General features: G+C 64.4%; 9 protein-coding genes. 2 read left to right on the top strand and 7 right to left on the bottom strand.

Annotated elements, in window-relative coordinates:
- Positions 1-78: 78 nt before the first annotated feature.
- Genes uca through ACO056_RS11325 form a run of 7 tightly spaced genes read right to left on the bottom strand, consistent with a single transcriptional unit; the run spans position 79 to position 8,297 of the window.
- Positions 79-3,675 (bottom strand): urea carboxylase, encoded by a 3,597-nt coding sequence (uca, locus tag ACO056_RS11295; protein WP_421846748.1) that lies wholly within the window; start codon positions 3,673-3,675, stop codon positions 79-81.
- On the bottom strand, positions 3,672-4,310 hold the full coding sequence (locus ACO056_RS11300; protein WP_054120202.1) for an urea amidolyase associated protein UAAP2: 639 nt from the start codon (positions 4,308-4,310) through the stop codon (positions 3,672-3,674). Before ACO056_RS11300 ends, uca begins: the two co-directional genes overlap by 4 nt.
- Positions 4,311-4,322: 12 nt before the next feature.
- Positions 4,323-5,162 carry an urea amidolyase associated protein UAAP1 gene (locus ACO056_RS11305; protein ID WP_421846750.1) on the bottom strand — a complete coding sequence of 280 codons (840 nt, stop codon included), beginning with the start codon at positions 5,160-5,162 and terminating at the stop codon, positions 4,323-4,325.
- On the bottom strand, positions 5,159-5,632 hold the full coding sequence (locus ACO056_RS11310) for a CopG family ribbon-helix-helix protein (RefSeq protein ID WP_421846752.1): 474 nt from the start codon (positions 5,630-5,632) through the stop codon (positions 5,159-5,161). Before ACO056_RS11310 ends, ACO056_RS11305 begins: the two co-directional genes overlap by 4 nt.
- A gap of 13 nt (positions 5,633-5,645) precedes the next feature.
- Positions 5,646-6,425 (bottom strand): ABC transporter ATP-binding protein, encoded by a 780-nt coding sequence (locus ACO056_RS11315; protein ID WP_421846754.1) that lies wholly within the window; start codon positions 6,423-6,425, stop codon positions 5,646-5,648.
- Entirely contained in the window at positions 6,422-7,237 is an 816-nt protein-coding gene (locus tag ACO056_RS11320; protein WP_421846756.1) for an ABC transporter permease, read from the bottom strand. The genes ACO056_RS11315 and ACO056_RS11320 overlap by 4 nt, the downstream gene beginning before the upstream one ends.
- A gap of 4 nt (positions 7,238-7,241) precedes the next feature.
- The gene (locus ACO056_RS11325; RefSeq protein ID WP_421855458.1) at positions 7,242-8,297 is read right to left on the bottom strand and encodes a putative urea ABC transporter substrate-binding protein; all 1,056 of its coding nucleotides are present in this window, start codon (positions 8,295-8,297) and stop codon (positions 7,242-7,244) included.
- A 785-nt stretch (positions 8,298-9,082) separates the two neighbouring features.
- Here ACO056_RS11325 and ACO056_RS11330 point away from each other — a divergent pair.
- A complete protein-coding gene (locus ACO056_RS11330; protein ID WP_421846757.1) occupies positions 9,083-11,494 on the top strand; it encodes a TonB-dependent receptor in 2,412 nt (803 codons plus the stop codon).
- 139 nt (positions 11,495-11,633) lie between these two features.
- On the top strand, positions 11,634-12,509 hold the full coding sequence (locus ACO056_RS11335) for a sterol desaturase family protein (protein ID WP_421846759.1): 876 nt from the start codon (positions 11,634-11,636) through the stop codon (positions 12,507-12,509).
- The last annotated feature ends 1 nt before the right edge of the window (position 12,510 follow it).

The following is a 12,510-nucleotide window of genomic DNA, read 5'->3' on the forward strand; positions in this document are numbered from 1 at the left end:
GAGACACCACACGCCGCGCCTGGTGTCTCGACTTCGCTAGACACGAACGGGGATGGGTTTGGGGTTCGGTGCAGGAGGTCATACCGTGCGCCTCAGCGCCAGCATCGGGGAGCCGGGCTGCAAGGATTGCTTTTCCTTGATGTAGAGCGCCTCGATCGTGCCGGTGCCGGGGCTTTCGACGGGGCATTCCATCTTCATTGCCTCGATCACCGCGATGGTATCGCCGGCCTTCACGGCATCGCCGGCGGAGACGAGCAGCTTCCATACGCTGCCGCCGAAGGGGGCTTCGACGAGGTCGGTCCCGTCGGGGACTTGCGTCGCACCGGCGGCGGGGGCTTCGGCTTCGGCGAGGTCAGTCACGCGGTCGAACTCGCCGCGCGCCTGCCAGTCGGCGCGCTCGGCGTCGAAGGCGGCCTGGCGGTTGGCTTCAAAGATGCTGATCGCATCGGCGTTGTCGGCGAGGAACTTGCGGTAGTCGGCGAGGCGGAATTCGCTTGGTTCGATCCTGAGGGCACGGCGGCCGGCCGGGAAATCGCGGCGCCATTCCACCAGTTCTTCCGCGCTGACCGGGTAGAAGCGGATCTGGTCGAAGAAGCGCAGAAGCCACGGCTTGCCGTCCGTGAAGGCTTCGGTCTGCTTGTAGGTGTTCCACACTTGCACGGTGCGGCCGAACAGCTGGTAGCCGCCCGGGCCCTCCATCCCGTAGATGCACATGTAGGCGCCGCCGATGCCGACGACGTTGGGCGGAGTCCAGGTGCGCGCGGGGTTGTACTTGGTGGTGACGAGGCGGTGTCGCGGATCCACCGGGGTGGCGACGGGCGCGCCGAGGTAGACGTCTCCAAGGCCCATGACGAGGTAGTTGGCCTCGAAGATGAGGTTCTCGACTGCCGCCACATCGGGCAGGCCATTGATGCGGCGGATGAATTCGATGTTGTCCGGGCACCACGGGGCATCGTCGCGGACGGCGCCCATGTATTTCTCGATCGTCTCGAGCGTGGCGGGATCGCGCCACGAGAGCGGCAGGTGGACGACGCGCGAGGGGATCGTGAAATCGGCAAGATCGCCGAGGCGCTCCTCGGCCTCGATCAACGCCGCGAGCGCGGTGGATTGACCCAGCTGCTTGCCGTCGAAATGGAGCTGGAGCGAGCGGATGCCGGGGACGATATCGATGACGCCGGGCAGCGCAAGGCGTTCGAGTTCGACCATCAACGCATGGACGCGAATGCGCAGTTCAATGTCGAGCACGATCTGGCCGTATTCGACGAGGATGTTGCGGTCGCCCTGCTGGCGGTAGATCGTGCGGGGGCGAACCGCTGTTTCGGCGATTTCAGCGAGGATCGGCGAGAGGTGCGCAACGGGGCGGTCCGGCACCGGGCCGGGGAGCGTGCCCGAGCCGAGCAGGCGCTGCTGATCGGCATCGGCAGCAGCGGCATCGGCAATGGTCACCGGGGCGAAGCGCAGGCGATCCCCCGGCACGAGCTGGCCGAGCTTCCACCGATCCGCCGCGATGACCACGAAGGGGCAAACGAAGCCGCCAAGGGAGGGGCCGTCCGGGCCGAGGATGATCGGCATGTCCCCGGTGAAGTCGACCGCGCCAATGGCGTAGGGGTTGTCGTGGATATTCGAGGGGTGGAGACCCGCCTCGCCGCCATCCTTGCGCGCCCATTGCGGCTTGGGGCCGATCAGGCGCACGCCGGTGCGATTGGAATTGTAGTGCACCTGCCATTCGGCAGCGACGATCATCGCGATATCGTCTGCCGTGAAGAAATCGGGCGCGCCGTGCGGGCCGTAGAGGACGCGCAGGGTCCATTCGTTGCCGAGCGAAGGGAGCGCGGTGGTGGCGAGCGGTGCCTGCGCGGGCTCGTCGCCAAAGTGCAGAACATCGCCCGCGACAAGGCGGCGCGCGGCATGGCCGCCGAACTGGCCGAGTTCGAATGTGGCGCGGCTGCCGAGGTAGGGGGCGATATCGAGGCCGCCCGCGAACAGCAGATAGCCGCGCATGCCGCCGCTGCGTGCGCGGCCCAATGCGAGGGTCTGCCCGGCGGCGACCGGGATCACCTGTCCGCGCGGGACGGGCACGCCATCGAGCGTCGCGCCGAAATCGGCACCGGCAAGCGCGACCTGCGCGGGCGCCGAGAAGGCGAGCGTGGGGCCGGAATGCGTCAGCTCAAGGCCAGCCGTGCCTTCCGGATTGCCGAGCAGCCGGTTGCCGAGGCGGAAGGATTGGTCGTCCATCGGGCCCGAAGGCGGCACGCCGACTGCCCAGAGGCGCTGGCGGCCGGGCCAGTCCTGCACCGTGGTGGCGGTGCCGCCGCTCACGACGCGGACGCTGCGCGGGGTGTAGGCAATGGTATCCAGCACGCGGGTGGAAACCTCGCCGCTCGTGAAGGCAGGCGTACGGACTACATCGCGCAGCCAGCGCAAGTTGGTCTCGATGCCATCGACGCGGGTTTCCCCGAGCGCCTTCTGCATCGCGGTGACGGCAAGCTCACGCGTCGGGGCGTGGACGATCAGCTTGGCGAGCATGGGATCGTACCATGAGGTGACCTCGCTGCCGGCCATGACCCAGGTTTCAGTGCGGATATCCGCCGGGAACTGGACCGCCGTCAGCGTGCCCGAAGTGGGGCGGTAATCGAGCGCCGGGTCTTCTGCGTAGAGGCGGACCTGCACCGAATGGCCACCGGGTGTTGTCGGCGCGCCATCGAGGAAGCTGAAATCGCCCGCGCCGCCCCGCACCATCCATTCGACGAGATCGATCCCCATGACCATCTCGGTCACGCCATGCTCGACCTGCAGGCGGGTGTTCATTTCGAGGAAGTAGAACTGCTCGCGTTCGGCATCGTAGAGGAATTCGACCGTGCCGGCGTTGCGATAGCGCGCAGCCTCACCAAGCCGGATCGCGGCGGAGTAAAGATCCTGCCGGATGTGTTCAGGCAGCAGCGGGGCCGGAGATTCCTCGACGACCTTCTGGTTGCGGCGCTGGAGCGAGCAATCGCGTTCGCCCAGCGCGACGACCCGGCCCTCGCCATCGCCGAAGATCTGCACTTCGACATGGCGGGCGCGGCGCACGTAGCGTTCGAGGAAGACGCCGGCATCGCCGAAGTTGCTCTGGCCGAGTCGAGCGACAGTGGCAAAGCCCTCCTGCACATCGGCCTGGCTTTCGCAGACGCGCATGCCGATGCCGCCGCCGCCGGCGGTGGCCTTGAGCATGACCGGAAAGCCGATTTCATTGGCAGCGGCGAGCGCTTCCTTTTCGCTGGTCAGCAGTTCGGACCCGGGTGCGAGCGGCACGCCGTGGGCCTTGGCGAGCGCGCGGGCGCTGTGCTTGAGGCCGAACATGCGGATATTGTCCGGCGTCGGGCCAATGAACACAATCCCGGCAGCCGCGCAGGCCTCGGCAAAATCGGTGTTTTCGGCAAGGAAGCCGTAGCCGGGGTGGATCGCGCCCGCTCCGGTGGCCTTCGCGGCGGCAAGGATCGCCTCGACGTTGAGGTAGCTTTCGCTCGGCCGCGCGCCGCCGATGCAGACCGCCTCGTCTGCCTCCGAGACATGCAGCGAGCCCGCATCGGCCTCCGAATAGACCGCGACCGAGCGCAGCCCCATGCGGCGCAAGGTGCGGATGATGCGGGTGGCGATGGCGCCGCGGTTGGCAATGAGAACGGTGCCGAAGCTCATGCGGCGACGATCATGCGGACGGGCGTGGGATTGAAGCCGTTGCAGGGGTTGTTGATCTGCGGGCAGTTCGAGACGACGACGATCACGTCCATCTCGGCCTTGAGATCGACCGTAAGGCCCGGCGCAGAAATGCCGTCGACGATGCCGAGCGCGCCGTCCGCTTCCACCGGCACGTTCATGAAGAAGTTGATGTTGGCGACGATATCGCGCTTGCCGCGGCCTTCGGTGAGGTTTGCCTCGAGGAAGTTCTCGACGCAGGCGTGCTGGGCCTTGGTGTGGTGGCCATAGCGCAGCGTGTTGCTCTCGCAGCTGCAGGCCCCGCCAATGGTATCGTGATACTCGACCGTGGTGGCGGCGATCGTCATCATCGGGCGGCCTTCGTTGGAGCGAAGAACGGTGCCGGTGCGCAGGAACAGGTTGCCCTGCGCCGCAACGGTATCCTGCGCGCTGTAGCGCTCGGTATCATCGGCTTCGCTGTAGAGCAGGAAATCGACCGCCTGGTTGCCTTCAAGGTCGACGATGCGCAGCGTCTGGCCCTTCTTGATGTGATGAATCCAGGGCGCGCGGGCGGGGACGACCTCGTCGTGGACGATGGTATCGGGCAGGCCGTCATGGTGCGGATCGCGGTTCTGCATGGGGCTGCCTCCTTACCGGCGGTAATAGTCTTCGACGTTGAGGAAGGCGCGCAGGCCCTCCGGCGTCGCGGTGCGGATGGGATCGTCTTCGCCGGCCACGGGCCCCCGCCAGGCGGTCGCGCGCAGGGGGGTGACGATGTAGTCGGGCCGGGGATCGAGCACGTGGGGCACGTTTGCGATCACCACGATAACGTCCATTTCGGCGCGCAGCACGACTTCGCGGCCCGGCTCGAACGGGCCGATCTGCGGTTCGATCGCACCGTCGTCGGCGATCCGCGCACCCTTGAACAAGGTGACGGCGGCATGAATGTCGCGGCGCTGGAGGCCGTGCTTGGCAGCGCCGAGCAGGAAGCGGTCGCGCCCGTTGGGGAACTGGCCGCTGTTGCGCCCGTCGCCGTATTTGGCGCCGTTGGTATGGGCGTTTGAAGTACCGGAGAAGGTATCGTGCGTGCCGCCGGTGGTGTCCTCGGCGATGCTCATCAGCACGCGGCCCATGTCGGAGAGCAGGAACTTGCCTTTGGCCAGATAGGCGTTCCACTGGATCTTGACCGTGTCGGCGAAGCTGTAGCGCTCGGTCGGCATTTCGGCGTTGAAGATCTGCAGGCTCGCGCAGGCATCACCCTTGACGTCGATCAGGCGCAGGCGGCTGCCGCGCGGCAGGCGGCGGGTGGCATAGCCGCCAGGCGCGATGGTTTCCTCCCAGAGCAGCGCTTCGGAAGCAACGCCTTCGGGCAGGTCCGGCGCGGCGGGGGGCAGAACCGGCATTGCCTCGACCACGGTGCCGGCCATCGAGCGGGCGTGATCGCGGGCGGCGTTGGGGTTGGCCAGAGTGCCAGATGGTGCAGTGGTCATGCGGCGGCTCCCTGCGGCGCATCGGCTTCCGGCTCATAAAGCTGCGGAAGGAGCGCGGTGGTGGTGACGAGTTCGAGCTGCTGGACACCCCGCACGCGGCGCAGCGCGTCCGACAGGTCCTTGAGGCGGGCAGCAGGGCCCTGGACGAGAAGCACTTCGAGCGACTGGTCGTCTTCAAGAAAAACGTGCTGCGAGGAAATCACTTCCTTGAGGTAGTGCGCCTGCGTCTGCGCAAGCTGGTGGCGGACGCGGCCGCGCTCGCCGCGGTAGACAAGCGTGATCGTGCCGGCGAGCATCTCGTCGGGCCGGGTGAACGCCTCGTGCGCAGCGAGCGCGTGGCGGATCAGCTCGGCCATGAGCTGCGAACGCGAGGGCAGCTGGCGTTCGTTCACCATCATGTCGAGCTTGCGGAACAGTTCGGCCGGAAGGCTCATGCTCAGCCGGGCGAGGCCGGTGGTTTCGGGACTCATGGCGGGTTCTCTCTCAGCTGGCGGCAGTTGCGGGCTGGGGCGCGGGTGCGGCTTCCGGCGCGGGCACGGGCGGGCCGCGCAAGGGCAGGTCATAGACCGCAGTTGCGCCGTAACGATGCGGCGCGTGGGGATCGTGGCGGCGCTTGTCGAGCGCGAGGACGCGGGTGCCGAGTGTGAAGGCTTCCTTGATATCGTGCGTGACCATGACGATGGTGAGGCCGTAGTCGCGCCACAGGCGGGTGATCAGGCCGTGCATGTCGGCGCGGATGCCGGGATCCAGCGCGCCGAACGGCTCATCGAGGAGCAGGATTCGCGGGCGCTTGATCAGGGCCTGCGCAATGGCAAGGCGCTGCTGCATGCCGCCCGACATTTGCGCGGGATAGAGGTGGAGATTGTCGGCAAGCCCGACCGCTTCGAGCATTTCGGTGGCTTGCGCCTCGGCCTTGCGGCGCGCGCTGCCGAAAAGGCGCGCTGCGATGGGTGCGGCGGGGCATTCGAGGCCAAAGGTGACATTGCCCAGCACCGTCATATGCGGGAACACCGAATAGCGTTGGAACACGACGCCCCGATCGGGCCCACACTGCGCCTCCAGCGGCTCGCCATCGAGCAGGATCGTGCCGCGCGTGGGGGCTTCCTGGCCGAGGATCAGGCGCAAAAGGCTGGACTTGCCCGCGCCCGAGGGGCCGATGATCGAGAGGAAAGCGCCTTCGGGGACTTCGAGATTGACCTTCTCGAGCACGACCTTGTCGCCATACTCGACCCAGACGTTGCGGAGGGAAAGGAGCGCGCTCATCGTCCGTCCCCATGTGCCCAGGGGAAGGCGCGGCGGCTGATCGCGGCGAGCGTCACGTCCATCAGGATCGCGAGCAGCGCGATCCATGCGACATAGGGGATGATCACGTCCATCGCGAGATAGCGGCGGACGAGGAAGATGCGGTAGCCAAGGCCAATGTCCGAGGCGACGGCTTCGGCGGAGATCAGGAACACCCAGGCCGGCCCGAGCGCGAGGCGGATCGCTTGCAGCAGCCGCGGCATCGCTTGCGGCAGCGCGACGCGGGCGATGATCTGCCACGAATTGGCGCCCAGCGTCTCCGCCTTGATGATCTGTTCGCGGGGCAAGCTGCCGACATGCGCGGCGATATCGCGGACCATGACCGGCGCAACGCCGATGGCGATGAGCACGACCTTGGAGGTTTCACCAAGGCCAAGCGCGATGAACAGGATCGGCAGCAACGCGATCGGCGGGATCACCGCGATGCCGGTGACGAGCGGGCTGAGCGCCGCGCGCACCGGGGGTAGCGCGCCGATGAGGAGGCCGAGGACCAGGGCAAACAGCGTTGCGATGCCGAGGCCGAGGCCGAGCCGCTGCAGACTGGCGAGCGTATCGGCCCAGAACACCAGACGGCCCGAAAGCGGATCGGGCGTGGTGAGCAGCGCCGTGATCGCACTCGCCATCCCCGAGGGAAGCGGGAGGATCTTGTCTGACGGATTGGCCGCGTGGCGCTGCAGCGCGGTGACGATGTAGATCACCATCAGCAGCAGGATCGGCGCGCCGCCCGCAATCAGGCGATCACGCCTGGAAAGGTGCCAGTTGATCCAGCGCATGCGCTCAGATCTTCCCGTCAGCAGCAAGCTTCATGAAGCTGTCGTCGAAGCGCAGGGTCACATGAGCCGCATCGCCCAGCGTCTTGCCGCCGGGGAAAGCAATGCCGACCGCGTCGGCCGAGGTGGCGCCCTTGAACAGCCCCTTGGAGAAGCTGAAATCGCGCACGCGGGTCATTGTGGTGATCAGCGCGGGGGACTGGGCGGCAGCAACGGCGGCCTTGGGATCGGTGTAGAGGAAGGTCGTCTTCAGCTGGTTGTCGAAGGTTTCCGGCCCGGCCCCGGCAAGCTTGGCCATCGCCGCGCGGGCGGCCTTGCCGGAAGCGTCCTGCTTCATCATCAGCTGGACGGTATCGTACCAGATGCCCGCGAGCGCCTTGCCGAGATCGGGATTGGCCTTGAGGGTGGCGGTATCGACGACGAGAAGATCGAGGATCTCGCCCGGAATATCGGCCGAGGAGAACACCTGCGTCACGCCCGGCTGCGCACGCATCACCGAAAGCTGCGGGTTCCACGCGACGGAGGCGGTGACATCGGGGCTGGCGAAAGCGCTGACGATATCGGCATCGGCGGTATTGACCGTCTTCACGTCGGTCATCCCCATGCCGCCCTTCTCTAGCGCGCGGGCGAGGAGGTAGTGCGAGACCGAAAGCTCGACGAGATTGACCGAGCGGCCCTTGATTGCGGAGAGGCTGGTGGCTCCTTTGAGGAGGACGCCGTCGTTGCCGTTGGAGTAATCGCCGAGGATGACCGCGGTAGTGTCCTTGCCGCCCGCCGCCGGGATCGTCAGCGCGTCCATGTTGGCGAGGGTGACGCCGTCCAACTTTCCGGCGGTGTACTGGTTGATCGATTCGACGTAGTCGTTGACCTGTACGATCTTGATCTTGAGGTGGTACTTGTCTTCCCACTTCTTCACGATGCCGGCCTGCTGCGCGTAAGGCCACGGCATCCAGCCAGCATAGATCGACCAGCCGATGCTGAATTCGGTTTTCTTTTCAGTGGGAGCGCTGCCGCCCGAGCAACCTGCGAGTGCCAGCGTGGCTGCAGCGGCGAGGAGGAGCATGGAACCGGTTTTCGCCCGGCGGGGCCTGGCGGGGGAGGTGGCTGACACGATTCTGTCTCCTTTCGCAGTGCAGCATTGCGAGAAACATTCTGCTTGTCCATGGCAAAATGTTACGTTCCGGAAAAAACGTAATACCATTTTTGGGCGAGGCGCCCGCTGTGCCGCGAATCAGCAGGGCCGGATTGGGGCCTTGTGTTGATTCGGCGCAACGGTTCAGCAAGCCGAGTATGCTGCGGGGGCTGGGACTTGCGGCACCTGCACACCGAAAAATCAAGGAATTCCGCAGTGCAGCGAGAGCCTGATAATACCGGGATTAGGCCGAATTATTACGCTTGACCTGTTATGTAATATCGATAGCGTAACCGAAATGTCGCAAAGGTGTTAGTCCTTTGCAATGGCGACAACCAAATTTAAAACCAGGCAATGCAGTTGTCTGGCGTGAGTATTCTGCACGGTATTGACGTGTGGAGGCGATGCTGTTCGACTTCGGAATAAAGTGTCTGAAGAAGATCAGTATCATCGTGAAGCATTAGTGCTGGATGACGGGCCCTTCTGGTCGAATTGCCTCTTTGGTCATCTGGTTTGTTGACGAGTTAAGTCGCCTCCTCGGCGGCGATGAAGTGAGGGAATGACAAGGCGCCAGATCCATCAAAGGATCGGCGTGCCCCGTATAACGCGGGCAATCAAGGATGGGGATGTCGCTTCGAAAAGGCTTTCACGCAAGCAACGCGGGGGCTCGAGTGACCAATAAATCATATAAGACAACACTGGCCAAGACGGCTCTGATGGGTGCGACGATCCTCATGGGCAGCACCGCCTTTCCCGCCTTTGCGCAGATGGCGCCCCAGGCCGGTGCCGAGGCGCCCCAGGCCGCTGCTGAAGCGTCCGACAACAGCACCATCGTGGTGACCGCCACGCGGCGCGCGACGTCGCTGCAGGACGTGCCGATCAACATCACCGCGGTCGGTTCGGAGCAGCTCGAGCGCCAGCGCATCGACGACGTGCGCGATATCGCAGATTTCACGCCCGGCGTGACCATCGCCGATACCGGTCCGGGCAGCACCGGCACGATCGTGCTGCGTGGCCTCAACGCCTCGGACACCGACGCGACCGGCAACAGCTACGACAACGCCTTGGGCGTCTACCTCGGCGAAGTGCCGATCTATTACGATTTCAAGATGCTCGATATCAATCGTGTCGAGGTGCTGCTCGGGCCGCAGGGTACGCTCTATGGCCTCGGCACGCTGGCGGGCGCGATCCGCAACATTCCCAATCGGCCCGATACGAACAAGTGGCAGGCGGAATGGCACGGACGCGTCTATGGCAAGGATGCGGCCTCCAAGACCGGCTATCAGCTGGATGGCATGATCAACATTCCGATCGTGAAGGATCACATCGCCTTCCGTTCGGCTACCGGCTATTACTTTGACCCCGGTTTCATCGACTATCCGCTGCTGGTGAAGACACCCGGCGTATCGAACCCGCAGCCCGATGGCTTCGTCACGGTTCCGCCAACATCGATTTCGCAGGCGGGCTACGATGCGAACCTCTACAGGCGCAAGGATCTCAACTTCGAGAAGACCTTCACGACCCGCAACCAGCTGCTGGTGCAGGTCACGCCGGACCTCTCGGTTGATTTCACGTATGCCTATCAGCACACCAAGACCGATGGCGGCCAGTACAACAGCGATGGCGTGCTGGGCACCGGCAAGTACGAAAGCGCGGCGCGCTATGCCGAGCCGGTCGATCGTCAGGCACATCTCGCGGCCATGGAAATCAACGCCCATGTCGGCGGTGTGTTCGACCTCGTGGCAACGACTGCCTACACCGAGGTGAAGAACAAGCGGAAGGGTGACAACACCGACCTGCTGCTCGATCTCGACTATGACTACGAGCTGTTCCCGCAGTTCACGAGCTGGAACGAGAGCCAGGATCTGCGCAAGCAATTCAACCAGGAAATCCGCCTGGTTTCGACCCATGGCGGGCCGTTCAGCTGGGTGCTTGGCGGGTTCTACAACGAGCAGAAGCTGCAGCGCGATTACCGCGAACATGTCCCGGGCCATCCGTGGGTCGACCTCGCCACCAACCCGGATGAGATCGAGTACGCTTCGTTCAATCGCGCCAAGGTTATCGAGAAGGCCGTCTTCGGTGAAGGCACCTTCAAGATCACGCCTGAATGGCAAATCACCGCTGGCGGCCGTTACTTCAACTATAGCTCGGCGGTTTCGGGCCGTGCGGTGACGCCGATTCTTGGCGATCCGGTCAGCCCCTATGATCTCAAGGCTGCCGGCGGCGTATCGGGCAAGAGCGGCGGGGTGTGGAAGTTCAACACCTCGTACAAGATCACGCCCGAGATCATGATCTATACGACCTACAGCAAGGGCTATCGTATCGGCGGACCAAACACCGTCGCACCGTGCGTCCTCCCGCTGAAGCCGCCGCCGTTCCAGAACGTGTGCGCCCTCCCTAACGAGCTGCAATACGGGCCGGACTCGACCAAGAACCTCGAGGTCGGCATCCGCGCAGAACTGTTCAACCGCAAGCTCACGTTGAACATGAATGCCTTCACGATCGACTGGACCGGCCTCCAGGTCTCCTCGGCAACCGTAAACGGCATCGTCGGCATCACCGTGAATGGCGGCAAGGCCAAGTCCGACGGCTTCGACGCATCATTCCAGCTGCGGCCAATCGACGGGCTTTCGATCCAGGGTACTTATTCGTACACGAACGCCAGGCTCACCGAGGACGTACCCGCGATCATCTCGGTCAACAGTCCGGCGGCGACATATCCCAGCTCGCCTATCCAGTTGGCTGCACTGAAGGGCGATCGCTTGCCCGGTTCGACCAAGAACAGCGGCAGCCTTGGCGTCAACTACACAATGCCGGCGATGGGCGGCGAGCTTATCGGCGACTGGACCGCGACGTATCGCGGCGATGTGGTGACGCGCCTCGGTTGGGACCGCGCCTATGGCGACAAGCTGCCGGGCTTCGTGCTCCACCGGGCCTCGCTCACCTGGCAGAACGACACTTACTCGTTTGGGGTGTTCGCCAACAACATCTTCAACAAGTTCGCCATCACCGCAGTCTCCAACGACCGGTCGCGTGTTGGCGTCAACAGCGGCGTGGTGCTGCGTTATCTCCGCAATACGGTGATCACGCCGCGCACCGTCGGGCTGGAGTTCCGGGTGAAGTACTGATCTTCCAGGCGAATACTGCACAAAAGGGGGCGGGGTTGATCCTCGCCCCCGATTTCGCAATCCTGCGGCAGAAAAACAAGCAGCAGGACAGGACGACGAACGACAACTGGCGAGGAGTGGCAAGGTCATGAGTTCGGGCGTGAAGAAACTGGCGGTCGATTGCATTCCGCCCGCGACGTTGGCAGCGGTGGCAGCGTTCTGGTATTTCGCGCCAGCGGCATGGGTGGCCAACCCGTGGACGCTGCTTCTGGTCAACAGCGTCATCACCGTGTTCGTCCTGGGCCTCGAACTGGTGTTCGAGCGGCACGAGGGCTGGCGGATAAACCGGCAGGAACTCCTCACCGACCTGTTCTATTTCATCCTGATCAACACCGTGATCGGGCGCATGGCCTATATCCTCTCCGAGGCACCGCTGCGCGGCCTAAAGGATGCCTGGGGTATCGGCACGCCCTGGCTGCTGCACGCGCCGTTCCTGGTGCAGGTCGCGGCGGTCTGGGGGCTGTGGGAATTCGGCCAGTACTGGATGCACCGGCTGATGCACAATTGGGAGCCGTTCTGGCTGACCCATGCCCCGCATCACCACATCACCCAGCTCAATGCGATGAAGGGTGCGGTTGGCAATCCGATCGAACTGTTCCTCATCAGCCTCGGCGTCGTCGCGCTTCTCGATGTGTCGCCTGCGGCTTATCTCTGCGCGTTCAGCCTTGGCAACGTGGTCTCGACCTTCAACCACGCCAACGTGAAGGCCGACCCGCCGCTGTTCTATTCGTTCTTCTTCACCTCGATCCGCCATCACAGCTTCCATCACTCGGTGGGCTACGAGAACACACGCTGCAATTATGGCAATGCGATCATCCTGTTCGACCGCATCCTTGGCACCTACAAGGAAGGCGAAGGCATCCTCGTCGGGCAGGACGACAGGCGGCGGCTGACGATCTGGGAGCAGTTCATGTTCCCGTTCAAGCCAGTGATCGAGATGATCGAGCGGCGCCGGGACCAGTCCCCTGCCGGTTAAT

The sequence above is a fragment of the Novosphingobium sp. genome, assembly GCF_965228995.1.
Lineage (GTDB): Bacteria > Pseudomonadota > Alphaproteobacteria > Sphingomonadales > Sphingomonadaceae > Novosphingobium.

Bases quoted from the DNA above. Each gene is read 5' to 3' on its own strand.
- uca (WP_421846748.1), bottom strand. From the start codon at position 3,675: ATGAGCTTCGGCACCGTTCTCATTGCCAACCGCGGCGCCATCGCCACC.
- ACO056_RS11300 (WP_054120202.1), bottom strand. From the start codon at position 4,310: ATGCAGAACCGCGATCCGCACCATGACGGCCTGCCCGATACCATCGTC.
- ACO056_RS11305 (WP_421846750.1), bottom strand. From the start codon at position 5,162: ATGACCACTGCACCATCTGGCACTCTGGCCAACCCCAACGCCGCCCGC.
- ACO056_RS11310 (WP_421846752.1), bottom strand. From the start codon at position 5,632: ATGAGTCCCGAAACCACCGGCCTCGCCCGGCTGAGCATGAGCCTTCCG.
- ACO056_RS11315 (WP_421846754.1), bottom strand. From the start codon at position 6,425: ATGAGCGCGCTCCTTTCCCTCCGCAACGTCTGGGTCGAGTATGGCGAC.
- ACO056_RS11320 (WP_421846756.1), bottom strand. From the start codon at position 7,237: ATGCGCTGGATCAACTGGCACCTTTCCAGGCGTGATCGCCTGATTGCG.
- ACO056_RS11325 (WP_421855458.1), bottom strand. From the start codon at position 8,297: ATGCTCCTCCTCGCCGCTGCAGCCACGCTGGCACTCGCAGGTTGCTCG.
- ACO056_RS11330 (WP_421846757.1), top strand. From the start codon at position 9,083: ATGGGTGCGACGATCCTCATGGGCAGCACCGCCTTTCCCGCCTTTGCG.